The organism is Pseudomonas sp. TE21435, assembly GCF_056279265.1.
In genome coordinates this window covers 4,758,051-4,781,288 of sequence record NZ_JBWBQZ010000001.1, presented here as the reverse complement: position 1 = coordinate 4,781,288, position 23,238 = coordinate 4,758,051, and the positions used below count along the sequence as shown (strand labels likewise).

The 23,238-nt window shown below is 64.3% G+C and carries 24 protein-coding genes; 8 read left to right on the top strand and 16 right to left on the bottom strand.

Going from position 1 to position 23,238, the window contains the following annotated elements; translation table 11 throughout:
* Positions 1-55: 55 nt before the first annotated feature.
* The 5 genes from leuS (at position 56) to ACZ9C1_RS21650 (ending at position 6,062) form a co-directional block, all read left to right on the top strand.
* Positions 56-2,662, top strand: coding sequence for a leucine--tRNA ligase (gene leuS, locus ACZ9C1_RS21670; RefSeq protein ID WP_457378591.1), 2,607 nt, complete (start codon positions 56-58; stop codon positions 2,660-2,662).
* Positions 2,663-2,724: 62 nt separating this feature from the next.
* Positions 2,725-3,330, top strand: coding sequence for an LPS-assembly lipoprotein LptE (locus ACZ9C1_RS21665; protein ID WP_102684178.1), 606 nt, complete (start codon positions 2,725-2,727; stop codon positions 3,328-3,330).
* Positions 3,331-3,367: 37 nt separating this feature from the next.
* Positions 3,368-4,405, top strand: coding sequence for a DNA polymerase III subunit delta (holA, locus tag ACZ9C1_RS21660; RefSeq protein ID WP_277502652.1), 1,038 nt, complete (start codon positions 3,368-3,370; stop codon positions 4,403-4,405).
* A 116-nt stretch (positions 4,406-4,521) separates the two neighbouring features.
* Complete coding sequence (gene arfA / locus ACZ9C1_RS21655) at positions 4,522-4,686, top strand: alternative ribosome rescue factor ArfA (RefSeq protein WP_102684180.1); 165 nt, start codon at positions 4,522-4,524, stop codon at positions 4,684-4,686.
* A gap of 62 nt (positions 4,687-4,748) precedes the next feature.
* Complete coding sequence (locus ACZ9C1_RS21650) at positions 4,749-6,062, top strand: lytic murein transglycosylase (RefSeq protein WP_046857275.1); 1,314 nt, start codon at positions 4,749-4,751, stop codon at positions 6,060-6,062.
* A gap of 34 nt (positions 6,063-6,096) precedes the next feature.
* Here ACZ9C1_RS21650 and ACZ9C1_RS21645 read toward each other — a convergent pair whose 3' ends face one another.
* From ACZ9C1_RS21645 to ACZ9C1_RS21585, 13 genes are all read right to left on the bottom strand, one after another.
* Entirely contained in the window at positions 6,097-7,035 is a 939-nt protein-coding gene (locus ACZ9C1_RS21645) for a S66 peptidase family protein (RefSeq protein WP_476254358.1), read from the bottom strand.
* 99 nt (positions 7,036-7,134) lie between these two features.
* Complete coding sequence (lipA, locus tag ACZ9C1_RS21640; protein ID WP_476254357.1) at positions 7,135-8,151, bottom strand: lipoyl synthase; 1,017 nt, start codon at positions 8,149-8,151, stop codon at positions 7,135-7,137.
* A 2-nt stretch (positions 8,152-8,153) separates the two neighbouring features.
* Positions 8,154-8,801: a lipoyl(octanoyl) transferase LipB gene (gene lipB, locus ACZ9C1_RS21635; RefSeq protein ID WP_102683781.1), complete on the bottom strand. Its 648-nt coding sequence runs from the start codon at positions 8,799-8,801 to the stop codon at positions 8,154-8,156.
* Entirely contained in the window at positions 8,801-9,076 is a 276-nt protein-coding gene (locus tag ACZ9C1_RS21630) for a DUF493 domain-containing protein (protein WP_023630272.1), read from the bottom strand. The genes lipB and ACZ9C1_RS21630 overlap by 1 nt, the downstream gene beginning before the upstream one ends.
* A gap of 70 nt (positions 9,077-9,146) precedes the next feature.
* Positions 9,147-10,307 carry a D-alanyl-D-alanine carboxypeptidase family protein gene (locus ACZ9C1_RS21625; protein WP_046857279.1) on the bottom strand — a complete coding sequence of 387 codons (1,161 nt, stop codon included), beginning with the start codon at positions 10,305-10,307 and terminating at the stop codon, positions 9,147-9,149.
* Positions 10,308-10,585: 278 nt separating this feature from the next.
* Complete coding sequence (locus ACZ9C1_RS21620; RefSeq protein ID WP_046857280.1) at positions 10,586-11,584, bottom strand: septal ring lytic transglycosylase RlpA family protein; 999 nt, start codon at positions 11,582-11,584, stop codon at positions 10,586-10,588.
* Positions 11,585-12,595, bottom strand: a complete 1,011-nt coding sequence (gene mltB, locus ACZ9C1_RS21615; protein WP_277502643.1) for a lytic murein transglycosylase B — start codon at positions 12,593-12,595, stop codon at positions 11,585-11,587.
* A 17-nt stretch (positions 12,596-12,612) separates the two neighbouring features.
* Positions 12,613-13,716 (bottom strand): rod shape-determining protein RodA, encoded by a 1,104-nt coding sequence (gene rodA / locus ACZ9C1_RS21610; protein WP_177485983.1) that lies wholly within the window; start codon positions 13,714-13,716, stop codon positions 12,613-12,615.
* A 38-nt stretch (positions 13,717-13,754) separates the two neighbouring features.
* Positions 13,755-15,653 (bottom strand): penicillin-binding protein 2, encoded by a 1,899-nt coding sequence (gene mrdA / locus ACZ9C1_RS21605; RefSeq protein ID WP_110703229.1) that lies wholly within the window; start codon positions 15,651-15,653, stop codon positions 13,755-13,757.
* Between the two features lie 17 nt (positions 15,654-15,670).
* Positions 15,671-16,138 carry a 23S rRNA (pseudouridine(1915)-N(3))-methyltransferase RlmH gene (gene rlmH, locus ACZ9C1_RS21600; RefSeq protein ID WP_023631106.1) on the bottom strand — a complete coding sequence of 156 codons (468 nt, stop codon included), beginning with the start codon at positions 16,136-16,138 and terminating at the stop codon, positions 15,671-15,673.
* Positions 16,139-16,147: 9 nt separating this feature from the next.
* On the bottom strand, positions 16,148-16,579 hold the full coding sequence (gene rsfS / locus ACZ9C1_RS21595; protein WP_102683784.1) for a ribosome silencing factor: 432 nt from the start codon (positions 16,577-16,579) through the stop codon (positions 16,148-16,150).
* Between the two features lie 44 nt (positions 16,580-16,623).
* Entirely contained in the window at positions 16,624-17,316 is a 693-nt protein-coding gene (gene nadD, locus ACZ9C1_RS21590) for a nicotinate-nucleotide adenylyltransferase (RefSeq protein WP_102683785.1), read from the bottom strand.
* Positions 17,285-18,556 carry a glutamate-5-semialdehyde dehydrogenase gene (locus ACZ9C1_RS21585; protein ID WP_111533149.1) on the bottom strand — a complete coding sequence of 424 codons (1,272 nt, stop codon included), beginning with the start codon at positions 18,554-18,556 and terminating at the stop codon, positions 17,285-17,287. Before ACZ9C1_RS21585 ends, nadD begins: the two co-directional genes overlap by 32 nt.
* Before the next feature lie 297 nt (positions 18,557-18,853).
* On the opposite strand from ACZ9C1_RS21585, the gene ACZ9C1_RS21580 reads away from it, so the two are divergent.
* Both ACZ9C1_RS21580 and ACZ9C1_RS21575 read left to right on the top strand, forming a co-directional pair.
* Complete coding sequence (locus ACZ9C1_RS21580) at positions 18,854-19,546, top strand: DNA-3-methyladenine glycosylase (protein ID WP_102683787.1); 693 nt, start codon at positions 18,854-18,856, stop codon at positions 19,544-19,546.
* A gap of 3 nt (positions 19,547-19,549) precedes the next feature.
* Positions 19,550-20,866: a bifunctional DedA family/phosphatase PAP2 family protein gene (locus ACZ9C1_RS21575; RefSeq protein WP_277502636.1), complete on the top strand. Its 1,317-nt coding sequence runs from the start codon at positions 19,550-19,552 to the stop codon at positions 20,864-20,866.
* A gap of 54 nt (positions 20,867-20,920) precedes the next feature.
* Here ACZ9C1_RS21575 and ACZ9C1_RS21570 read toward each other — a convergent pair whose 3' ends face one another.
* Genes ACZ9C1_RS21570 through ACZ9C1_RS21560 form a run of 3 tightly spaced genes read right to left on the bottom strand, consistent with a single transcriptional unit; the run spans position 20,921 to position 22,596 of the window.
* A complete protein-coding gene (locus ACZ9C1_RS21570; RefSeq protein WP_102683789.1) occupies positions 20,921-21,511 on the bottom strand; it encodes an LON peptidase substrate-binding domain-containing protein in 591 nt (196 codons plus the stop codon).
* 9 nt (positions 21,512-21,520) lie between these two features.
* The gene (locus ACZ9C1_RS21565; RefSeq protein WP_102683790.1) at positions 21,521-22,237 is read right to left on the bottom strand and encodes an LrgB family protein; all 717 of its coding nucleotides are present in this window, start codon (positions 22,235-22,237) and stop codon (positions 21,521-21,523) included.
* Positions 22,234-22,596, bottom strand: coding sequence for a CidA/LrgA family protein (locus tag ACZ9C1_RS21560; protein WP_277502634.1), 363 nt, complete (start codon positions 22,594-22,596; stop codon positions 22,234-22,236). The genes ACZ9C1_RS21565 and ACZ9C1_RS21560 overlap by 4 nt, the downstream gene beginning before the upstream one ends.
* 151 nt (positions 22,597-22,747) lie before the next feature.
* Here ACZ9C1_RS21560 and ACZ9C1_RS21555 point away from each other — a divergent pair, with 151 nt between their 5' ends.
* Positions 22,748-23,203, top strand: a complete 456-nt coding sequence (locus tag ACZ9C1_RS21555; protein WP_023631661.1) for a MaoC family dehydratase — start codon at positions 22,748-22,750, stop codon at positions 23,201-23,203.
* Positions 23,204-23,238: the final 35 nt, after the last annotated feature.

Below are 23,238 nucleotides of genomic sequence, written 5' to 3'. Positions count from 1 at the left end.
GCAGCGAGGTCGAGCTGCCTGGAACATGTCTCTTATCTCTCAATACAAAGTAGCCATGCACGAACAATACACGCCCCGTGATGTAGAAGCCGCCGCCCAGAATGCCTGGGACGAGCAACAATCGTTCGCTGTCACCGAACAGCCAGGCAAAGACACCTACTATTGCCTATCGATGTTCCCGTACCCGAGCGGCAAGCTACACATGGGCCACGTGCGCAACTACACCATCGGTGACGTGATTGCCCGCTACCAGCGCATGCTGGGCAAGAACGTCCTGCAACCGATGGGCTGGGACGCCTTCGGCATGCCGGCGGAAAACGCCGCGATGAAGAACAACGTCGCCCCGGCCAAGTGGACCTACGAGAACATCGACTACATGAAGACCCAGCTCAAGAGCCTGGGTCTGGCCATCGACTGGTCGCGTGAAGTCACCACCTGCAAGCCGGACTACTACCGCTGGGAGCAGTGGCTGTTCACCCGCCTGTTCGAGAAAGGCATCATCTACCGCAAGAACGGCACCGTGAACTGGGACCCGGCGGACCAGACGGTCCTGGCCAACGAGCAGGTCATCGATGGCCGTGGCTGGCGCTCGGGCGCGCTTATCGAAAAGCGCGAAATCCCGATGTACTACTTCCGCATCACCGACTACGCCGACGAGCTGCTGGAAAGCCTCGACGAGCTGCCGGGCTGGCCCGAGCAGGTCAAGACCATGCAGCGCAACTGGATCGGCAAGTCCCGCGGCATGGAAGTGCAGTTCCCCTATGACAAGGCGAGCATCGGTCATGAGGGCACCCTGAAAGTCTTCACCACCCGTCCGGACACCCTGATGGGCGCCACCTACGTTGCCGTCGCCGCCGAACACCCGCTGGCCACCCAGGCCGCCCAGGGCAACCCGGCGCTGCAGGCGTTCATCGACGAGTGCAAGAGCGGCAGCGTCGCCGAGGCCGACATGGCCACGCAGGAGAAGAAGGGCATGGCCACTTCCCTGTTCGTCGAGCACCCGCTGACCGGCGAAAAGCTGCCGGTATGGGTCGCCAACTACGTGCTGATGCACTACGGCGATGGCGCTGTCATGGCCGTGCCGGCGCACGACGAGCGCGACTTCGAGTTCGCCCACAAGTACAACCTGCCGGTCAAGGCGGTGGTGCGCACCAGCGTCGGCGACGAAGTCGGCAGCGAGTGGCTGGCCGCCTACGGCGAACATGGCCAGCTGATCAACTCCGGCGAGTTCGACGGCCTGGACTTCCAGGGCGCCTTCGATGCCATCGAGGCCGCGCTGATCAGCAAGGACCTCGGCAAGTCGCGCACCCAGTTCCGCCTGCGCGACTGGGGCATCAGCCGCCAGCGCTACTGGGGTTGCCCGATCCCGATCATCCACTGCCCGTCCTGCGGCGACGTGCCGGTGCCGGAAGACCAGCTGCCCGTTACACTTCCGGAAAACGTGGTACCGGACGGTGCCGGTTCGCCCTTGGCGCGCATGCCCGAGTTCTACGAGTGCACCTGCCCGAAATGCGGCACCGCGGCCAAGCGCGAAACCGACACCATGGACACCTTCGTCGAGTCGTCCTGGTACTTCGCCCGCTATGCCTCGCCGAACTACGATAAAGGCTTGGTCGACCCTAAAGCCGCCAACCACTGGCTGCCTGTCGACCAGTACATCGGCGGCATCGAGCACGCCATCCTGCACCTGCTGTATGCGCGCTTCTTCCACAAACTGATGCGTGACGAAGGCCTGGTCACCTCCAACGAGCCGTTCAAGAACCTGCTGACCCAGGGCATGGTCGTCGCCGAAACCTACTACCGCGTCGCCAGCAACGGCGGCAAGGACTGGTTCAACCCGGCCGACGTCGAGATCGAGCGTGACGCCAAGGCCAAGATCATCGGCGCGCGCCTGAAGACCGATGGCCTGCCGGTGGAAATCGGCGGCACCGAGAAGATGTCGAAGTCGAAGAACAACGGCGTCGACCCGCAGTCGATGATCGAGCAGTACGGCGCCGACACCTGCCGCCTGTTCATGATGTTCGCCTCGCCACCCGACATGAGCCTGGAATGGTCCGACTCCGGCGTCGAAGGCGCCAGCCGCTTCCTGCGCCGCGTCTGGCGCCTGGCCCAGGCCCACGTGGCCCAAGGCCTGCCGGGCACGCTGGACATCGCCGCCCTGAGCGACGAGCAGAAGGTCATCCGTCGCGCCATCCATGCCGCGATCAAGCAGGCCAGCACCGACGTGGGCCAGTACCACAAGTTCAACACCGCCATCGCCCAGGTGATGACCGTGATGAACGTGCTGGAGAAGGCGCCACAGGCGACCGCCCAGGACCGCGCCCTGCTGCAGGAGGGCCTCGAGGCCGTGACCCTGCTGCTGGCACCGATCACCCCGCACATCTCCCATGAGCTGTGGAAGCAGCTGGGCCACGACCAGGCGGTGATCGATGCGAACTGGCCGATTGTCGATGAAGGCGCCCTGGTACAGGACACCGTGACCCTGGTGGTACAGGTCAACGGCAAGCTGCGTGGCCAGGTGGAGATGCCAGCCGCTGCCAGCCGCGAGGAAGTCGAGGCCGCCGCTCGCAACAACGAGAACGTCCTGCGCTTCACCGACGGCCTGACCATCCGCAAGGTCATCGTCGTTCCGGGCAAACTGGTCAACATCGTCGCCAACTGATGGCAACGCCCGCCTGTATATCCTGCAGGCGGGCGTAATCGGTCCACGAGGGAGCAACACACATGATCAAACGCAATCTGCTGGTAATGGGCCTGGCTGTCTTGCTCAGCGCCTGCGGTTTCCAGCTGCGCGGCACCGGCACCAACGAACTGAGCATCAAGGAAATTGACCTCGGCGCCCGTAACGAATACGGCCCGACCGTCATGCAGCTGCGCCGCACCTTGCAAAGCAGCGGCGTGAAAGTCTATTCCGGCGCCCCCTACAAGCTGGTGCTCACCAACGAGCAGGAAACCCAGCGCGCTGCAACCTACAGCGGTGGCAACCGTTCGGCCGAGTACGAACTCACGACCGTGCTGAACTATACGATCGAAGGCCAGAACGACAGCATGTTGCTTGAAGACAAGCTGCAAGTGCAGAAGTACTACGTCTACAACGGCAACAACATCACCGGCTCCGGCCAGGAAGCGAACCAGGTCCGCGAGGAAATGCGTCGTGACCTGGTACAGGCCATGATGGCTCGCCTCCAGCAACTGACCCCGACGCGCCTTGACGAGCTGCAACGCAAGGCCAACGAGCGCGCCGAAGCCGAGGCTCGCGCCCTGAAGGAAGCCCAGCGCATCCAGGACGAGACGCCTCAGCAGTCGCCGCTGGAAGTCCCGGCTCCCTGAGCCTGAACGGGGCACCTGAGGTGCCCCGCCCTTCGCCATGAAGCTCTCCCCCGCCCAACTCAACAAGCACCTGCAAGGCCAGCTGGCGCCCGTCTACATCGTCAGCGGTGACGACCCGCTGCTGTGCCAGGAGGCCGCCGACGCCATCCGCGGCGCCGCGCGCCAGCAGGGCTACGACGAACGCCAGGTGTTCAGCGCCGATGCCAACTTCGACTGGGGCAACCTGCTGCTGGCCGGGGCCAGCCTGTCGTTGTTCGCCCAGCGCCGGCTGCTGGAGCTGCGCCTGCCCTCGGGCAAGCCCGGCGACAAAGGCGCTGCCGCGCTGATGGAATACTGCGCCAACCCGGCCGAGGACACGCTGCTACTGATCAGCCTGCCCAAGCTCGATGGCAGCGCGCAGAAAACCAAGTGGGGCAAGGCCTTGATCGAAGGCGCGCACTGCCAGTTCATCCAGATCTGGCCGGTGGACGCCCAGCAACTACCGCAATGGATCAACCAGCGCCTGTCCCAGGCCGGCCTGTCGGCCCAGCGTGACGCCGTCGACTTGATCGCCGCCCGGGTCGAGGGCAACCTGCTGGCCGCCGCCCAGGAGATCGAGAAGCTCAAGTTGCTCGCCGAGGGCAACCAGATCACCGTTGAAACCGTCCAGGCCGCTGTCGCCGACAGCGCCCGCTTCGATGTGTTCGGGTTGGTCGATGCCATTCTCAATGGCGAAGCAGCCCATGCCCTGCGCATGCTCGAAGGACTGCGCGGTGAAGGTGTCGAGCCGCCGGTCATCCTCTGGGCCCTTGCCCGCGAACTGCGCTTGCTCGCCGGGCTCGCACAGCAGTTCAGCCAGGGCGTGCCGCTGGACAAGGCCTTCAGCCAGGCGCGCCCACCGGTGTGGGACAAGCGCCGACCGCTGGTGAGCAAGGCCCTGCAGCGCCTTTCGGCGCAACGCTGGGCCATGCTGCTGCAGGATGCCCAGCGGATCGATGCGCAGATCAAGGGCCAGGCCGAAGGCTCGCCGTGGACCAGTCTGGCACGCCTGTCGCTGCTCATGGCCGGACAGCGCCTGGCGCTGCCCGCCGAATAAAGCGCATCGCGGGTCACGCCCGCGATGAGCCCCGCTGCCATAAACACAATCAATTGGCTCACATGGCGCTACAGGCCTACAGTGCGCCCGCAATCCACCCCGACCGGGAATCCACCATGAGCAAGAAGCAAAAAAAGCACGGTCCCAACAAGGCCAAGTCGATCATCGCCCAACCGCTGTTCCGCTGCCGCCAGGAACAGGCAGGAAAAGGCAAAGGCAGCTACCGCCGCGAAGCCTTCCAATCGAGAGATTGGGAGGCTTCCTGCTTTATGGCCGCCTGAAAAGGCATGAAATGCGCAGGCATGGTATGGTCGGCACCTGACCTGCAATTCTGGATCTGTGCATGCCCTCTCGTCTCACTCTCCGCTGGCAACCCCGCCAGCTGATCGCGGCCACAAGCTTCATCCTGCTCGTCGCCTGCGCCGAGAAACCCACCGCCGCCGATGCCCTGCCGCTGGCACCCGCCCAGCCCGCACCCGTCGTTACGCTGCCCGGCACCACGCCCGATAGCAGCAGCGAAATCCAGCCCCTGCAGACCTTCGCCCAATGGCAGGCCGGTTTCCGCGAGCAAGCCCTGCAAGCCGGGATCAGCGCCAGTCTGTTCGACCGTGCCTTCCTCGGCGTCACCCCGGACATGGACGTGATCAAGGCTGACCGCAGCCAGCCGGAGTTCACCCGCCCGGTCTGGGAATACCTGGACGGTGCCCTGTCGCCGCTGCGCGTACGCAACGGCAAGAAACTGCTCGAACAGAATGCCGAGCTGCTGGCACGCATCGAGCAACGCTACGGCGTCGACCGCCAGGTGCTGGTCTCGGTGTGGGGCATGGAGAGCAACTTCGGCCAGTTCCAGGGCAGCAAGTCGGTGATCCGTTCGCTGGCCACCCTGGCCTATGAAGGCCGCCGCCCCCAGTTTGCCCAGGACCAGCTGATCGCCGCCCTGCAGATCCTGCAAAACGGCGACATCCAGCCTGACGCGATGCGCGGCTCCTGGGCCGGCGCCATGGGCCAGACCCAGTTCATCCCGACCACCTACCTCACCCACGCGGTGGATTTCGACGGTGATGGTCGCCGTGACATTTGGAACAGCACCGCCGATGCGCTGGCCTCCACCGCGCACTACCTGCAGGCCTCCGGCTGGAAGCGTGGCCAGCCTTGGGGCTTCGAGGTACAGGTACCTGCCGGCTTCGACTGGTGGCTGGCCGATGGCAGCCAGCGCAAGAGCGTCAGCGAATGGTTGCAGCTGGGCGTGAAACTGCCCGCCGGCACCGCATTGCCCGCAGGCAGCAACCAGCTGTCCGCTGCCCTGCTGCTGCCCGCCGGTGCCCGTGGGCCGGCGTTCCTGGTGCTGGACAACTTCCGCGCGATCCTCAAGTACAACAACTCGTCCTCCTACGCGCTGGCGGTGAGCCTGCTGGGGGATCGCTTCTACGGTTGGGGGTTCATTGCCGGCAGCTGGCCGAAAGAAGACCTGCCGCTGAGCCGCAGCGAACGTATCGAGCTGCAGACCTTGCTCAACGCCAGTGGCCATGAGGCGGGCAATCCCGACGGGATCATCGGCGCCAATACCCGCAAGGCCATTCGCAATGCGCAGCAGGCGCAGGGCTGGCCGGCGGATGGTTATCCGACGCACAAGCTGCTCGACAGCCTGCGTCGCTAGCAAATACTGGGGCCGAAAAACGGCCCCAACTTTTTCAGGCCTTGAACAAGGCCTGTTCGAGCACCAGGCGCTTTTCTCCCGCGTCGAGCCTTACCCGTGCCCCCAACGGCAGGCACACATTCGGGTCACAATGCCCGCTGCGCCACCCCGCCAGCACCGGCACCCCGAGCGGGCCGAAGGTATCCAACAGCAAGGGCGTCATGGCCGCGACCGTGATACCGGCAAAATCCCCCACCAGTACGCCACGCACACCCTCCAGCTTGCCGGCCAGGCGCAATTGGGTTAGCAGGCGGTCGACACGATAGAGCGGCTCGTTGACGTCCTCGATGAACAGGATGCTGCCCTGGGTATCGACTTCGCCCAAGGTCGCCAATGTTGCCCCAAGCACGGAAAGGTTGCCGCCAACCAACCTGCCACTGGCCACTCCGGGAATGACTCCGGTCAGCGCAAAATCCGCCGGATGGGCAATCTCGTCCCCCGCCACCACCTGCCCGCCAAGCAGGTCGAACAATGAGCGCACGGTCGGCTCCGGCTTCGCTCCCAGCAAGTCGGCATTGAGCATCGCCCCATGGAAGGTCACCAACCCCGCATGCCGGTTGATCGCCGTATGCAACGCGGTGATATCGCTGTAGCCCACCAGTGGCTTGGGGTGACGGCGGATCAAGTCGAAGTCGATACGGTCCAGCAGGCGCATGCTGCCGTAGCCACCGCGCATGCACAGGATCGCGTCGATGTCCGGGGCGCGGAACGCGTCATGCAGGTCTCGCAGGCGCTGCTCGTCGCTGCCCGCCAGGTAGCCGTCCGCCTGCAGCACCCCGGGGTAGATCCGGCACTGGTGGCCACGCTTCGCGAACCATTGGCGAGCCTTGTCGGTATCCAGCCGCGCCGGGCCAGCCGGGGCGATGATGGCGAAACGGGCGTTGCCAGGCAGTGCCTTGGGCAACAGGGGTTCAGCGGTCTCCAGGCAATTCATCGCGCCACTCCTTGCAGCTCGTCGCTTGAAACATGCAGCTCAAAAAAAATGCCGATGCCGCCTTCCGGCGCGCATCGGCATATCCCGCTCAAGCCCGACTCAGAGCTTGATCTTGGCTTCGTGAGCCTGCTGGTCGGCATGGTACGACGAGCGTACCAGAGGACCGGAGGCGACGTTCTTGAAGCCCATCTTGTAACCTTCCTCGGCGAACCAGGCGAAGGTGTCCGGGTGCACGAAGCGCTGTACCGGCAAGTGGTTGCGCGACGGCTGCAGGTACTGGCCGAGGGTGAGCATGTCGATATCGTGCTCGCGCATGCGGTGCATCACCTCGATGACCTCCTCGTCGGTCTCGCCCAGGCCCAACATCAGGCCGGACTTGGTCGGTACGTGCGGGACCATCTGCTTGAACTTCTGCAGCAGGTCCAGCGACCAGTCGTAGTCCGAGCCCGGGCGTGCGGCCTTGTACAGGCGCGGCACGGTCTCGAGGTTGTGGTTGAACACGTCCGGCGGGGTTTGCGCGGTGATTTCCAGCGCCACGTCCATACGGCCGCGGTAGTCCGGCACCAGGGTTTCCAGTTGCACGCCCGGCGACAGCGCGCGGATCTCGCGGATGCAGTCGGCGAAGTGCTGGGCACCGCCATCACGCAGGTCGTCGCGGTCCACCGAGGTGATCACCACGTACTTGAGGCGCAGATCGGCGATGGCCACGGCCAGGTTCTTCGGCTCGTCGACATCCAGCGGCTTCGGCCGGCCGTGACCGACGTCGCAGAACGGGCAGCGGCGGGTGCAGATGTCGCCCATGATCATGAAGGTGGCGGTACCGCCAGAGAAGCACTCACCCAGGTTCGGGCAGGAGGCTTCTTCGCATACGCTGTGCAGCTTGTGCTTGCGCAGCAGTTGCTTGATGCGGTCGACTTCCGGGGAAACCGGTATGCGCACGCGAATCCAGTCGGGTTTTTTCAGCAGCTCTTCGGTGGGGATGATCTTCACCGGGATACGTGCCACTTTGTCGGCCCCACGCAACTTCACGCCGGCTTCCACTTTTTTAGGAGCAGGGCGTGGGGTGACGTCTTGCGTCGGGATCAGGTTCGGCACGGCTTCTTGCACAGTTGTCATAATCAGTCGATTCCGCCCGTCAGGGTCGTCTGCTCAGCATAGTCGAGGTGCTTGACCAGCTGTCCGCGCAGCCTTGTCCTGACCTCAATGAGTTCGATCGGACCTGCCAGGTCGCGCAGCTGGGTCATGGCCAGCCCCGCATACCCACAGGGGTTGATTCGGCGGAATGGCGCAAGGTCCATGTCCACGTTCAGGGCAAGGCCGTGGAACGAACGGCCATTGCGGATTCGAAGGCCAAGGGACGCGATCTTCGCGCCATCGACATAGACGCCCGGGGCGTCGGGTTTGGCCAGCGCCTGCACGCCATAGCTGGCGAGCAGGTCGATGAGGGTCTGCTCGATGCGGCTGACCAGCTCGCGCACGCCGATACTCAGGCGGCGCACGTCCAGCAGCAGGTAGGCCACCAGCTGGCCGGGGCCATGGTAGGTGACCTGGCCGCCGCGGTCGGTCTGCACCACTGGTATCTCGCCGGGGATCAGCAGGTGCTCGGCCTTGCCGGCCTGGCCTTGGGTGAACACCGGAGGATGCTCGACCAGCCAGACTTCGTCCAGGCTGTCCGGGCCACGCTGCTCGGTAAAGCGACGCATGGCCTCCAGCACCGGTTCATAGGGCTGCAGGCCAAGATCGCGAAAACCGAGGCAAGCGGGCATCACAGCACCATTTTCACGATGCCGGTAGCGCGCAAGGCGCTGTTGATGTCGTGCAACTGGTCCTCACCGGTGGCAACGATATGCAGTTGCACCGTGGTGTACTTGCCTTCCTTGCTCTGGCGTTCGGCCAGCGTCGAGAGGTCGACCTTGGCGTACTTGCTGAGAATCTCGATTACCGTGTCCTTGAAACCGACAACGGTGTCACCGATCACCTTGATCGGGTAATCCTCGCAGGGGAATTCGATCTTGTGCGACTTGACGTCTTCTTCGCTCATGGCGGAAACGGCCTCGTAAGCCGTGGCAGCAGCGCCCCCGCCTGGTTCACGGGGGCGTGCAAGTCACGTATCAGTTGAACAAACCGTAGAAGAACAGGCGGATGCTGTCCCACATACGGCCGAAGAAACCTGCTTCCTCGACACCGTCAAGGGCGATGAGGTCGGCACTGTGAACCACTTTCTCGTCCAGTTTGACTTCCACTTTGCCGATCACGTCACCTTTGGCGATGGGCGCGGTCAGTTGCGGGTTCATGGTCATCGAAGCCTGGAGGCGTTTCAATTGGCCTTTAGGCATGGTCATGGTCAGGTCGTTGGCCAGGCCGGCTTTCACCTGGTTGGTCGCGCCTTTCCATACCGGGGCTTGGGTCAGCTCGGTGCCTTTCTGGTAGAAGGTCTGGGTTTCGAAGAAGCGGAAACCGTAAGTCAGCAGCTTCTGGGTCTCGGCGGCCCGCGATTGCTCGCTGTTGGTACCAAACACCACGGCGATCAGACGCTGGCCGTCACGCACGGCCGAGGCGACCATGCAGTAGCCGGCTTCGTCGGTGTGGCCGGTCTTCAGGCCGTCGACGGTCTTGTCGCGCCACAGCAGCAGGTTGCGGTTAGGCTGCTTGATGTTGTTCCAGAAGAACTCTTTCTGCGAATAGATGGCGTAGTGCGCAGGATCTTCGTTGATGATCGCGCGCGCCAGCAGGGCCATGTCGTGGGCCGAGGAGTAATGCTCCGGGTTCGGCAGGCCGGTGGGGTTCATGAAGTGGCTGTTGGCCATGCCCAGGTCGGTGGCGGTCTTGTTCATCATGTCGGCGAAGGCATCTTCGCTGCCGGCGATGTGCTCGGACAGGGCGACCGATGCATCGTTGCCGGACTGGATGATGATGCCGTGCAGCAGGTCGCTGACGGTCACCTGGCTGCCGACCTTGATGAACATGCGCGAACCGCCGGTGCGCCAGGCGTTCTCGCTGACGGTCACCGGGTCGTTCTCGCCAATCTGGCCACGACGGATGTCCAGGGTGGCGATGTAGGCGGTCATCAGCTTGGTCAGGCTGGCTGGCGGCAGGCGCTCGTCACCGTTGTTCTCGACCAGCACGTTGCCGCTGGACGCGTCCATGAGTACATAGGACTTGGCGGCCAGTTGCGGTGGTGCCGGCATCATCTGCTCCGCTGCGAAGGCAGCAGGGGTGATCAGCAGCAGAACAGGCAGGCAAAGTCGTTTGGCAAGGTTGGTGATGTTCATCCGTCTCTCGTAAATCGCTAATGGTCTGATGTTCCGTGGGCAAGTTCATTTGCCCAGCGCCCCGTCAGTCTAGTTTTATGGCCTGTGGCCTGGCCCAAAAAGTGCGGCGTAATGCCGCTGCGGGCAAAAACGGGCATTGTACATATCATTGCCCGGCAATTCATGAACAAACCGACAGGTCGGCGTATCGGTTCATCGCGGGGCAAGCCCGCTCCCACGCCGTTCGGAGCACCTGACGTGGGAGCGGGCTTGCCCCGCGATGAAGCTGAAGCGACCGATCAGTCAGTGACCACCTTGGCCTGACCGAGATTGGCCAGGCGAATGCTGTCCTGGGCCTGCTGGATCTCACCCTGGCTGCTGATCGGTCCCAGGCGTACACGGTGCAGGGTCTGCTGGTTGCGCACGACGGAGCTGATGAATACCGGCGCGCTGACCATGGTGCTCAGCTTCGAGCGCAGCAATTCGGCGGCGTCCGGGTTGGCGAACGCGCCCACTTGCAGGATGCTGCCGCCGCTGGCGTTCGGCACATTGTTGCCGCCCACCTGCACCGGCACCACCGGCGCCGCGTGCTGCTGCGGCGGCGGGGTCCACTGCTCGACGCGTCCGGTGCTGGCGGCGATCGGCTGGGCCTGGGCCACCTGCGGCTCCTTGAGCACCATCGGCGGCTGCTGGCCACGCTGGGCCCACCATTGCTGCGGGTCGATGCCTTCGACGCGCACGTGCGCGGTGCCGCTTTCGGCATAGCCCAGCTTCTTCGCAGCAGCGTAGGACAGGTCGATGATACGGTCGGAATAGAACGGGCCACGGTCGTTGACCCTCAGGATCACGCTGCGCCCGTTGGCCAGATTGGTCACCCGCACGTAGGCCGGCAGCGGCAGGGTCTTGTGCGCCGCGCTCATGCCATAGAGGTCATAGAGCTCGCCGTTGGCGGTGTTCTGGCCATGGAACTTGGTGCCGTACCACGACGCTGTGCCTTCGGCGCGGTAGTTGCGCGAATCCTGCATCGGGTAGTAGGTCTTGCCCAGCACCGTGTACGGGTTGGCCTTGTAGTTGCCGGTGTGCACGGTCGGGGTGGCGTCGGGGATCTTGTTGACGTCCACGTCCCACCAAGGCGCGCCATCCTTGTGGGCACGGTTGATGTCCAGGCCCGGTTGCGCACGCACGGTGTTGCCGCTCTGCGGGGTGGAGGGCCGACTGGACGAGCAACTGGCCAGCACCAGGCCGACGGCGACGCAGGTCAGCAGTTTTGCGGCATTTGCAGTGAAGAGTTCGCGCATTTACTTGACGCCCCGTGCCAGAACCAGCTGTTCCGAAAGCTGATGCACCGCCATGGCATACATCACGCTGCGGTTGTAGCGAGTGATCGCGTAGAAATTCTTCAGGCCCATCCAGTACTCAGGGCCGTATTCACCTTCCAGGCGGAAGGCGGTGACCGGCAGATCATCGCGCAGCGCATCATGACTCGACCAGCCCAGCGCCCGCAACTGCGCGACCGTCTTCACCGGCTCGATGCCGCTGGTCAGGCCTTCGTCGGCGCGCTCGCCACGCACGCTGGCGCGGCTGACCACAGGCTCCCCGGCCACCCAGCCGTGGCGCTTGAAGTAGCTGGCGACACTGCCGATGGCATCGTCCGGGTTGTTCCAGATATTGATGTGCCCGTCGCCGTCGAAGTCCACGGCATAGGCACGGAAGCTGCTCGGCATGAACTGCGGCAGGCCCATGGCGCCGGCGTAGGAGCCCTTGAGCGTGAGCGGGTCAAGTTGCTCTTCGCGGGCCAGCAGAAGGAATTCGCGCAACTCCTTGCGGAAGAATTCGGCGCGTGGCGGGTAATCGAAGCCCAGCGTGGACAGCGCGTCGATGACGCGATAGTTGCCGGTATTGCGGCCGAAGAAGGTTTCCACCCCGATGATCGAGACAATCACCTGCGCCGGCACGCCGTATTCCTGCTCGGCGCGGGCCAGCACGGCCTCGTGCTGGCGCCAGAAGTCCACACCACGGGCGATGCGCGCATCGGTGATGAACATCGGGCGGTATTCCTTCCACGGCTTGACCCGTTCGGCCGGCCGCGAGATCGCATCGAGGATCGCCTGCTTGCGCTGCACCTCGCGGAACACACCCATCAGCTGCTCGCCGGCAAAGCCATAGTCGCGAGTCATCTCGCCAACGAACTCGGCCACTTGCGGCGACCCGTCATAGTCACCGGCATTGGCCTGCTGGACTGCGCCGAGCAAACCCAACGCGCCGAACCACGGCGCCAGGCGGGCAGCCCAGCCACGCACTGCTTGCATGAAATTCTTCACCTTTTTCAAACCTGTGCGATCCATTTGCGGTGCGTATGGATCGACATCAGAACGCCAAACGCTGACAGCAGCGTCACCAACGAAGTTCCGCCATAGCTGATAAAGGGCAGCGGCACGCCCACCACGGGCAGAAGGCCGCTGACCATACCGATATTGACGAACACATAAACAAAGAAGGTCATGGTCAGGCTGCCCGCGAGCAGCTTGCCGAACAGGGTCTGGGCCTGGGCGGTGATCATCAGCCCGCGACCGATCAACAGGATGTAGATCAGCAGCAGCAGGCAGATGCCGACCAGGCCGAACTCCTCGCCGAGCACGGCGATGATGAAGTCGGTGTGGCTCTCGGGCAGGAAGTCCAGGTGCGACTGGGTACCCAGCAGCCAGCCCTTGCCGAACACACCGCCCGAACCGATCGCCGCCTTCGACTGGATGATGTTCCAGCCGGTACCCAGCGGGTCGCTTTCCGGGTCGAGGAAGGTCAGTACGCGCTGCTTCTGGTAGTCATGCATGACGAAGAACCACATCGCCACCGCCACCGGCACCGCCGCCGCGATCACACTGACGATCCAGCGCCAGCGCAGCCCCCCCATGAACAGCACGAACGCTCCCGAGGCCAGGATCAGCAACGCCGTACCCAGGTCGGGCTGACGCACGATGAGGATGAACGGCATGCCGATCAGGATCAGGCTGATCGCCACATGCTTGAGGTGTGGCGGCAAGGTGCGTTTGGACAGGTACCAGGCGATGGTCGCCGGCATGATGATCTTCATGAATTCCGAGGGCTGGAAGCGGATCACCCCGGGAATATTGATCCATCGCGTCGCGCCCATGGCGTTGTGGCCCATCACGTCCACCACGATCAACAGGAACACCCCTGCCAGGTAGGCCAGTGGCACCCAACGCGCCATGAAGCGCGGCTCGAGCTGGGCGATGATGAACATTGACACCAGCCCGATGCCGAACGAGCTGGCCTGCTTCATCAGCAGGTCCCAGTTCTTGCCGCTGGCCGAATACAGCACGAACAGGCTGCCGGCGGCGAGCGTCAGCAGGATAAGCAGCAAGGGGCCGTCGATATGGATGCGCTGCAGGAAGCTGGCGCGCCTGCGCATCACGTCCTCGCTGGAGAGCATGCGGTCGAAGTTGTTCTTCACGGGGCCGATTCCTGGGCGACTGTAGCAGGGGCGAACTCGGGCTTGAGCCGGCCATTCTCGTCAAGCAGCCAGGCATCCATGACCTGACGTACCACGGGGGCAGCGACACCGGAGCCGGACTCGCCGTTCTCGACCATCACCGAGACCACGATCCTGGGGTCGTCGGCCGGGGCGAAGGCGACAAACAGGGCATGGTCGCGGTGTCGTTCCTGGAGTTTGTTGCGGTCGTACTTCTCGCCCTGCTTGATCGCCACCACCTGGGCGGTACCGCTCTTCCCGGCGATGCGGTACTGCGAGCCGATGGCGGCCTTGCGGGCGGTCCCGCGGGCGCCATGCATCACCTGCTCCATGCCGTGGGTGACCCGGGCCCAGTCGGACTTATCGCGCAGAACAATGTTTTCCATGGGGTTCTCGTCCACCGGTGGCTGGCCTTCTATGGTCTTGGCCAGGTGCGGGCGGTTCCACACGCCTTTGTTGGCGATCAGCGCGGTGGCCTGGGCCAGTTGCAGCGGCGTGGTCTGCATGTAGCCCTGGCCAATGCCGAGAATCAGGGTTTCGCCGGGGAACCAGGCCTGGCGGCGGGTGGCGCGCTTCCATTCGCGGGACGGCATCAAGCCGGGCGACTCCTCGAACATGTCCAGGGCGACTTTCTGCCCGATACCGAACTTGTTCATGTAGCTGGACAGCCGGTCGATGCCCATCTTGTGCGCGAGGTCGTAGAAGTACGTGTCGTTTGACCGCATGATCGCCACATCCAGATCAACCCAGCCATCACCGCTGCGGTTCCAGTTGCGATATTTGTGATCGTAGTTGGGCAGTTGGTAGTAACCCGGGTCGAACACCCGGCTGCCCGCCGTCACCACGCCACTGTCGAGCCCGGCGATCGCCACCGCAGGCTTGATGGTCGAGCCCGGCGGGTAGAGGCCGCGCAGCACGCGGTTGAACAGCGGCCGGTCGATCGAGTCGCGCAGTTCGGCGTAAGCCTTGAAGCCGATGCCGGTGACGAATAGATTGGGGTCGAAACTCGGCTGGCTGACCATCGCCAGCACTTCGCCGGTGCGCGGATCGAGGGCGACGATGGCGCCACGGCGCCCGCCCAACGCCTGCTCGGCGGCTTCCTGCAGCTTGATGTCGAGGCTCAGGACAATATCCTTGCCCGGCTTCGGATCGGTACGCTTGAGCACCCGCAGTACGCGCCCCCGAGCGTTGGTCTCGACTTCCTCATAGCCCACTTGGCCATGCAGTTCGTCTTCGTAGAAGCGCTCGATGCCGGTCTTGCCGATATGGTGGGTGCCGCTGTAGTTCACCGGGTCGAGTGTCTTGAGCTCCTTCTCGTTGATCCGCCCGACATAGCCCACCGAATGGGCGAAGTGCGCGCCCTGGGGATAGTGGCGGACCAGCTGCGCGGCCACTTCCACACCAGGCAGACGGAACTGGTTGACCGCGATGCGGGCAATCTGTTCTTCGTTGAGCTCGAACAGGATCGGCACCGGCTCGAATGGCCTGCGCCCCTGCTTCATGCGTTTCTCGAACAGGGCACGGTCGTCAGGGGTAAGCTCGAGCACCTCGACGATCACGTCCAGCACTTCCTGCCACTTGCCAGCATTGCCGGCGCGCTCGCGGGTCATCACCAGGCTGAAGCTGGGGCGGTTGTCGGCCACCACCACACCGTTGCGGTCGAAGATCAGCCCGCGGGTCGGCGGGATCGGCTGCACATGCACCCGGTTGTTCTCCGACAGCGTCGAGTGATAGTCGTACTGGATGACCTGCAGGTAATACAGCCGGGCGATCAATACGCAGACGAGCAGCACCACCGCCACGGCGCCCACGACGACGCGGTTGCGCACCAGGCGGGCGTCTTTCTCGTGGTCCTTGAGGCGGATCTGCTGCGGCATCGGACAGGCTTACAGGTTCATTTGTGGTAGGGATGCCCGGACAACACGGTCCAGGCGCGGTAGATCTGCTCGCCGATGAGTATCCTTACCAACGGGTGCGGCAACGTCAGCGGCGACAGCGACCAGCGCTGTTCGCTGCGCGCGCAGACTTCCGGCGCCAGCCCTTCCGGGCCACCCACCATCAGGTTGACCGTGCGCGCATCCAGGCGCCAACGGTCCAGTTCGCCCGCCAGTTGCTCGGTACTCCAGGGCTTGCCATGGACCTCGAGGGTGACGATGCGTTCCCCAGGCTGCACCTTGCTCAGCATCGCCTCGCCCTCCTGACGGATCAGGCGGGCGACATCGGCGTTCTTGCCGCGGGTGTTCAGCGGGATTTCCACCAGCTCCAGCGCAAGCTCGGGGGGCAGGCGCTTGGCATATTCATGCCAGCCTTCCTCGACCCACTTGGGCATGCGCGAGCCGACCGCGATCAGACGCAGACGCACGGCGCTTCCTTATTCCCGGTCTTTGAGCTTGTCGGTGAAGTAGTCGCTGGCGTTTTCCGGGCTGTGGTGCTTGGCATCGGCGGCACGGCTCTGCTCGGCGCCCAACCACAGGCGCTCCAGGTCGTAGAACTGGCGGGCAGCGGCAGTCATCATGTGCACGATGACGTCGTTCAGGTCCAGCAGCACCCAGTCGCTGTCGCCCTTGCCTTCTTCACCCAGCGGCTGTGCGCCTTGTTTCTTGACCGCTTCACGGACCTTTTCCAGCATCGCGTTGATCTGGCGGTTGGAGGTACCGGTGGCAATGATCATGTAGTCGGTCAGGCTGTGCTTCTCACGCACGTCGATGACCTGGATGTCCTGGGCCTTGACGTCCTCCAGAGCCGTGATGGTCAGTTTGACCAGCTCTTCGCCACTGATGCCATTGATTTTCTGCTTGCTCATATAAAACTCGTTCAACTCGTTGGATGAGGCGCCCACTGGCGCCGTCAGTTGGACACACGATACAGGTCGTGTGCCTCGATATAGGCCAGTACTGCGTCCGGCACCAGGAACCGCACCGACTTGCCGCTGGCCAGCAGCTGTCGGATTTGCGTGGCGGACACCGCAAGCGGAGTCTGCCAGACGAACGAAATGTGCCCCGCCGGGCCGGACATGGCGGTGGGATCGCTCTCCGAGCGCGCCGCCAACAGGTTGCGCAGCTCGTCAGGGGGTTCGACATCGGCATCCGGGCGTTGCAGCACCAGGATGTGACAGTGTTGCAGCAGCTCTTCCCAGCGATGCCAGCTGGGCAGGCCGCAGAATGCGTCCCAGCCCAGCACCAGGAACAACTGGTCGTGCGCGCTCAGTTCGCCGCGGATCGACTCCAGTGTGTCGATGGTGTACGACGGCTTGTCGCGGGCCAGCTCGCGGGCGTCCACGCTCAGGCGCTCGACACCCTGCACGGCGCCGCGCACCATGGCCAGGCGATCCTGCGCGGCCACCTGCGGGGTGTCGCGGTGAGGCGGCCGGGCGTTGGGCAGCAGGCGCAGTTCGTCCAGGCACATGAATTCGGCCACTTCCAGCGCACTGCGCAGGTGACCGATATGCACCGGGTCGAAGGTGCCGCCGAGAATGCCGACGCGCCGGACTGCGACAGGGTTGCTCAACTCAGCACGGCTCCTGGCCGCGCAGCTGGCCATCGCCGATCACCACGTACTTCTCGCAGGTCAGGCCTTCCAGGCCGACCGGGCCGCGGGCATGCAACTTGTCGGTGGAGATACCGATTTCCGCGCCCAGGCCGTATTCGAAGCCGTCGGCGAAGCAGGTCGGGGTGTTGAGCATGACCGATGCCGAGTCGACCTCGGCCATGAAGCGCCGGGCCTGGCCCTGGTGCTCGGTGATGATCGAATCGGTGTGGTGCGAGCCGTAATGGTTGATGTGCTCGATGGCCTGCTCCAGGCCGTCGACAACGCGAATCGACAGGATCGCGTCGAGGTATTCAGTGTGCCAGTCGTCTTCGCTGGCTGGCTTGGCGGCGATGAACGCCCGGGTGCGCTCGCAACCGCGCAGCTCGACGCCCTTGTCCTGGAAACGGCGGGCCATTTCCGGCAGGAAGCGCTCGGCCACCGACTGGTCCACCAGCAGCGTCTCCATGGCGCCGCAGATACCGTAACGGTAGGTCTTGGCGTTGAAGGCAACGCGCCAGGCCTTGTCCAGATCGGCGTGGGCATCGACGAAGATGTGGCAGATACCGTCCAGGTGCTTGATCACCGGTACCCGGGCATCGCGGCTGATGCGTTCGATCAGGCCGCGGCCGCCACGGGGCACGATGACATCGACGAATTCCGGCATGCTGATCAGCGCGCCCACGGCTTCGCGGTCGGTGGTCTCGACCACCTGCACCACTGCCGGCGGCAGGCCGGCCTCGGCCAGGCCCCGCTGGATGCAGGTGGCGATGGCACGGTTGGAATGGATGGCTTCGGAGCCGCCACGCAGGATGGTGGCGTTGCCCGACTTCAGGCACAGGCTGGCGGCGTCGATGGTCACGTTGGGGCGCGACTCGTAGATGATCCCAATCACTCCCAGCGGCACGCGCATCTTGCCGACCTGGATCCCCGACGGGCGGTAGCTCATGTCGCGGAGGGCACCGACCGGGTCCGGCAGGCTGGCCACCTGGCGTAGGCCGGTGATCATGCCGTCGATGCGCGCCGGGGTCAGCGCCAGGCGCTCGAGCAGCGCGGGTTCCAGGCCGTTCTTACGGCCATTGGCCAGGTCCTGTTCGTTGGCTGCGGTGAGCGCGTCGCGGGCCGCGTCGAGAGCGTCGGCGGCGGCCTGCAGGGCGCGGTTCTTCTGCGCGGTGCTGGCACGGCCGATCACCCGCGAGGCCTCACGGGCGGCGCGACCCAGGCGGGTCATGTAGTCAAGAACGGACTCGGTCATGGGTTCGGTGTCTTGGCAAAGGGGAAATCGGCTGATTATAACTGGAGCGCTCGGGTACGCCCAGCGGCGGGTGGCGGATGGTAGAAAATGGCTGCCGCCAATACGTAGGAAAGATGTAACCACCCGTATCGAAAATTACTTCGCCATGATCGCGGGGCAGGCCCGCTGCCACGCCCGGCGCGCCGTCCAGGCTTTGACGCGGGAGCGGGCGTGCCCCGTAGTGGGGTCAATCTGATTCAGCCTCGATTAAGCCATTCATTGCTATCATCCCCGCCTTCACAGCCACGAACCGCCCGTATGTCCGCCCCAGCCCCCTGCCCGGCCCGCGCCCTGCCCGACAGTTTCTTCGATCGCGATGCGCAGACCCTCGCCCGCGACCTGCTGGGCAAGGTCATCCGTCACCGCCAGGGCGACCTCTGGCTGGCGGCGCGCATCATCGAGACCGAGGCCTACTACCTCACCGACAAGGGCAGCCACGCGTCACTGGGCTTCACCGAGAAGCGCAAGGCGCTGTTCCTCGATGGCGGGCATATCTACATGTACTACGCCCGCGGTGGCGATTCGCTGAACTTCAGCGCCCAGGGCCCGGGCAACGCGGTGCTGATCAAGTCCGCCTACCCCTGGACCGACGCCATTTCCGATGCCAACAGCCTGGCCCGGATGCAACTGAACAATCCCGACGCCAGCGGCGGGCTGCGCCCGCCCGAGCGCCTGTGCAACGGCCAGACTCTGTTGTGCCGCGCCATGGGCCTGAAGGTACCGCACTGGGATGCCCGGCGCTTCGACCCTGAGCGCCTGTACGTCGAGGACTGCGGCATCGAGGTACCCCGGGTGATCAAGACCACGCGCCTGGGCATTCCCCATGGCCGCGACGAACACCTGCCCTATCGCTTCGTAGACGCCGAATTCGCGCGTTTCTGCACCCGAAACCCGCTGCGGCGCGGCCAGGTCGAAGGGCAAGATTTCTTCATGCTTGAACAAGGAAACTGAACCATGGGCCAATGGCTGGACAGCCTGACCACCTGGCTTGGCGCCAACCCTCAGTGGCTGGGCCTGGCAATCTTCCTCGTGGCCTGCGTCGAATGCCTGGCCATCGCCGGCATCATCGTGCCTGGCACCGTGCTGCTGTTCGCCGTCGCCGTGCTGGCCGGCAGCGGCACCTTCAGCCTGGGCGAAACGCTATTGCTGGGTTTCCTCGGTGGCATGCTCGGCGACGCGATCTCTTATGCCATCGGCAAGTACTTCCACCAGAACATCCGCCGCCTGCCGTTGCTGCGCAGCCACCCGGAGTGGATTGGCAGCGCCGAGGCGTACTTCCAGCGCTATGGTATCGCCAGCCTGCTGGTCGGCCGCTTCATCGGCCCGCTGCGGCCGATGCTGCCGATGGTCGCCGGCATGTTCGATATGCCCCTGCCGCGCTTCATCGCGGTCAGCCTGGTGGCTGGCGCCGGTTGGTCGGTGGCCTACCTGCTGCCCGGCTGGGCCACCGGCGCGGCGATGCGCCTGCCACTGCCGGAAGGCTTCTGGCTGGACGCGGGGATTGTCATGGGCACCCTGGCGGTGCTGATCGGCCTGAGCCTGAGCACCAGCATTCGCGATCAACGCCACGGCACCCGCCTGATCGCCGCCCTCAGCGGCCTGGCGGTAGCAGCACTGTTCATCGGCTGGCGCTATTTGAGCGAATTCGACCAGGGCGTGATGACCCTGGTGCAGGAGCACCGCAGCCAGGCCATCGACGGCGCCGTGGTGGTGATCACCCGCCTGGGCGACTTCCGTACCCAGTTCTTCCTCGGTGGCTTGCTCACGGGCCTGTTGCTGCTGGCCCGGCAATGGCGCCACGCGCTGTTCGCCGGCGCGACACTGATCGGTACAGCCCTGGCCAACGGCACGCTGAAATGGCTGTTCGCCCGCGCCCGCCCCGAGGTGTTGACCGACCCGCTGACCAGCTACAGCATGCCCAGCGGGCATAGCTCGGCATCGTTCGCCTTCTTCCTGGTGCTGGCGGTGCTGGCTGGGCGCGGCCAGCCGCCGCGCATGCGCCTGACCTGGGTGCTACTGGGGTGCATTCCAGCCCTGTCCATCGCGCTGTCGCGGGTATACCTGGGTGCGCACTGGCCGACCGATATCCTTGCTGGCGCGCTGCTGGCATGCTGCGTGTGCGCGCTGAGCCTGACCTTGGTGCAATATCGCCAGCCGCTCACGGCGCTGCCGCAGCGGGTATGGTGGCTGGTATTGCCTGCGTGCATCGCGTTGCTGACATTCTTTGCCCTGCACGCACTGCCCAAGGCGTTGCTGCGCTACCAATACTGACGGCCATCACTGGGCAGCCCGCTCCTACCGAACATCGGAGCGGGCCTGGATGGTTCAGGCGAACAATTCGCCCTGGATGCGCTCCAGCAACGCCTGGATTGCCTCCAGCCTGAGCTGTGGCGAATCGATTGCCAGCAAGTCGAGCTTGTCCTCCTCCATGAACGGCAACAGGTAGGCCAGCTGGTTGCCCAACGATTGGCGCCCGTCTACGTCACGCGGCATGTCCAGCGCCTCAACCATCGGGTGTTCGCCCAGGGCCAGCAGCAGCGCCAGCAGGTCATCGTCCTGCTCCTGCAGCGGCCCATCCGCCAGTTCCGACAGCCACTGCACCTGGCCGACCATCAACTGGTCCTTCTGCACCTCGGTGCGCTCGACACGAAAACGCCGCACGCCCTCTACGCGGATGCCCAGCAGGCCGTTGTCCTGCTGCACGAAGTCGCGGATCAGCGCCTCGCAGCCGACCGACGCCACCACCGGCGCCGCCTTGCCCACCTGCTCGCCTTCCAGGATGCATACCACGCCAAAGCCTTCACCCTGCTTCATGCAACGGCCGATCATGTCCAGGTAGCGCGCCTCGAAGATCTGCAGATCGAGCAGGCAACCGGGGAACAGCACGGTATTGAGGGGAAACAGCGGTAATGTCATGTCGATTCCTCAAGCCACCAGGCTGACCGCCAACGGCAGGAACACCGCCGTGGCCACCCCCATCAGGCTCATCGCCAGCGCGGCGAAGGCGCCGCATTCGTCACTTTCCTGCAAAGCCACCGATGTGCCCACCGCGTGAGCGGTGACGCCCAGCGCCATGCCCCGGGCCTCGGGGCTGAGCACGCCGAAGCGGCTTAGCAGCGCCGGGCCGAAGATCGCACCGATCACCCCGGTGATCAGCACGAACACCGCGGCGAGGGCCGCCACACCACCAATCTGCTCGGCCACCAGCATGGCAATCGGCGAGGTAACCGACTTCGGCGCCATGGTCATCAGGATCATGTGCTCGGCGCCAAACCACCAGCCCAGCGCCAGGCATGCCACGGTGGCGAACAGGCCTCCGATTACCAGCGTAGTAAATGTCGGCCAGAACAGCTGGCGGATCCGCCGCAGGTTCAGGTAGAGCGGCACCGCCAAGGCCACGGTGGCCGGGCCCAGGAGGATGTTCATGATCTCGGTGCTCTTGCGGTACTCGGCGTAGTCGATGCCGCAGACAAGCAGGATGCCGATCACCCCCAGCATCGACACCAGCACCGGTTGCAGGAAGATCCAGCGGGTCTTTTCATAACCTGCCAGCACCAGCTGGTAGGCGGCCAAGGTGATGCCGATGCCGAACAGCGGATGGTGGATGACCGCGTCGAGCGCGCCTTGCCAATCGAGGGTCATAGCTGCTCCTCGTGCTTGCCCTGGCGCTGGATGAGTTTCTGCATCAGCACGCCGACGAACACCAAGGTCGCCAGGCAGGAAATCAACAGCGCCCCGACGATGGCCCAGAAGTCCGCCGCGATGTCCCTGGCATAGACCATCACCCCCACCGCCGGCGGCACCAGCAGCAGCGGCAGGTAGCGCAGCAGGCTGCCAGCGGCCTCGTTGAGCGGCTGGCCGACTTCGCCACGAACCATCAGGAACACCAGCAGCAGCAACAGGCCGATGATGGGTCCGGGCAGGATGTGCAGGAACAAATGGTTGATCGCCGTTCCCAGCAACTGGAACAGCACCAGCCAGGTCAGACCACGCAACAGCATAGGGACCTCCGTCAGAACATGGCGGCCATTATAAGCACGCTAAGCAATTGCCTATAAGGCGATATTCGGCGAAAAACGGGCAACTTGACTGAAACGGTGCAGCGTGCTGATCTTGAACATTCGTACCAAATGACAATCTGGAGATGTCGCGATGCCCTATGTACCCGTTACAGAGCTTTCGCAGTACGTTGGCAAGGAGCTGGGCCGTTCCCAATGGCTGAAGATCGACCAAGAACGCATCAATCTGTTCGCCGAAGCCACCGGCGATTTCCAGTTCATCCATGTCGATCCGGTGAAAGCGGCCAAGACCCCGTTCGGCAGCACCATCGCTCATGGCTTCCTTACCCTGTCGCTGATCCCCAAGCTGATGGAAGACATTCTCGTGCTGCCCGAAGGGCTGAAGATGGTGGTCAACTACGGCTTGGACAGTGTGCGTTTCATCCAGCCGGTGAAGGTCGACAGCCAGGTACGACTCAAAGTCGACCTGACCGACGCCACCGAAAAGAAGCCCGGGCAATGGCTGCTCAAGGCCACGGTCACCCTTGAAATCGAAGGCGAAGAGAAGCCGGCCTACATCGCCGAACCACTGTCACTCTGCTTCGTCTGATCACCACACCGCGCCTGGTGCAGACGCACGGGGCG

Excerpts from the sequence above, each read along its gene's own strand:
- leuS (WP_457378591.1), top strand. The coding sequence starts at position 56 with ATGCACGAACAATACACGCCCCGTGATGTAGAAGCCGCCGCCCAGAAT.
- ACZ9C1_RS21665 (WP_102684178.1), top strand. The coding sequence starts at position 2,725 with ATGATCAAACGCAATCTGCTGGTAATGGGCCTGGCTGTCTTGCTCAGC.
- holA (WP_277502652.1), top strand. The coding sequence starts at position 3,368 with ATGAAGCTCTCCCCCGCCCAACTCAACAAGCACCTGCAAGGCCAGCTG.
- arfA (WP_102684180.1), top strand. The coding sequence starts at position 4,522 with ATGAGCAAGAAGCAAAAAAAGCACGGTCCCAACAAGGCCAAGTCGATC.
- ACZ9C1_RS21650 (WP_046857275.1), top strand. The coding sequence starts at position 4,749 with ATGCCCTCTCGTCTCACTCTCCGCTGGCAACCCCGCCAGCTGATCGCG.
- ACZ9C1_RS21645 (WP_476254358.1), bottom strand. The coding sequence starts at position 7,035 with ATGAATTGCCTGGAGACCGCTGAACCCCTGTTGCCCAAGGCACTGCCT.
- lipA (WP_476254357.1), bottom strand. The coding sequence starts at position 8,151 with ATGACAACTGTGCAAGAAGCCGTGCCGAACCTGATCCCGACGCAAGAC.
- lipB (WP_102683781.1), bottom strand. The coding sequence starts at position 8,801 with ATGCCCGCTTGCCTCGGTTTTCGCGATCTTGGCCTGCAGCCCTATGAA.
- ACZ9C1_RS21630 (WP_023630272.1), bottom strand. The coding sequence starts at position 9,076 with ATGAGCGAAGAAGACGTCAAGTCGCACAAGATCGAATTCCCCTGCGAG.
- ACZ9C1_RS21625 (WP_046857279.1), bottom strand. The coding sequence starts at position 10,307 with ATGAACATCACCAACCTTGCCAAACGACTTTGCCTGCCTGTTCTGCTG.
- ACZ9C1_RS21620 (WP_046857280.1), bottom strand. The coding sequence starts at position 11,584 with ATGCGCGAACTCTTCACTGCAAATGCCGCAAAACTGCTGACCTGCGTC.
- mltB (WP_277502643.1), bottom strand. The coding sequence starts at position 12,595 with ATGCAAGCAGTGCGTGGCTGGGCTGCCCGCCTGGCGCCGTGGTTCGGC.
- rodA (WP_177485983.1), bottom strand. The coding sequence starts at position 13,716 with ATGCGCAGGCGCGCCAGCTTCCTGCAGCGCATCCATATCGACGGCCCC.
- mrdA (WP_110703229.1), bottom strand. The coding sequence starts at position 15,653 with ATGCCGCAGCAGATCCGCCTCAAGGACCACGAGAAAGACGCCCGCCTG.
- rsfS (WP_102683784.1), bottom strand. The coding sequence starts at position 16,579 with ATGAGCAAGCAGAAAATCAATGGCATCAGTGGCGAAGAGCTGGTCAAA.
- nadD (WP_102683785.1), bottom strand. The coding sequence starts at position 17,316 with ATGGCCAGCTGCGCGGCCAGGAGCCGTGCTGAGTTGAGCAACCCTGTC.
- ACZ9C1_RS21585 (WP_111533149.1), bottom strand. The coding sequence starts at position 18,556 with ATGACCGAGTCCGTTCTTGACTACATGACCCGCCTGGGTCGCGCCGCC.
- ACZ9C1_RS21580 (WP_102683787.1), top strand. The coding sequence starts at position 18,854 with ATGTCCGCCCCAGCCCCCTGCCCGGCCCGCGCCCTGCCCGACAGTTTC.
- ACZ9C1_RS21575 (WP_277502636.1), top strand. The coding sequence starts at position 19,550 with ATGGGCCAATGGCTGGACAGCCTGACCACCTGGCTTGGCGCCAACCCT.
- ACZ9C1_RS21570 (WP_102683789.1), bottom strand. The coding sequence starts at position 21,511 with ATGACATTACCGCTGTTTCCCCTCAATACCGTGCTGTTCCCCGGTTGC.
- ACZ9C1_RS21565 (WP_102683790.1), bottom strand. The coding sequence starts at position 22,237 with ATGACCCTCGATTGGCAAGGCGCGCTCGACGCGGTCATCCACCATCCG.
- ACZ9C1_RS21560 (WP_277502634.1), bottom strand. The coding sequence starts at position 22,596 with ATGCTGTTGCGTGGTCTGACCTGGCTGGTGCTGTTCCAGTTGCTGGGA.
- ACZ9C1_RS21555 (WP_023631661.1), top strand. The coding sequence starts at position 22,748 with ATGCCCTATGTACCCGTTACAGAGCTTTCGCAGTACGTTGGCAAGGAG.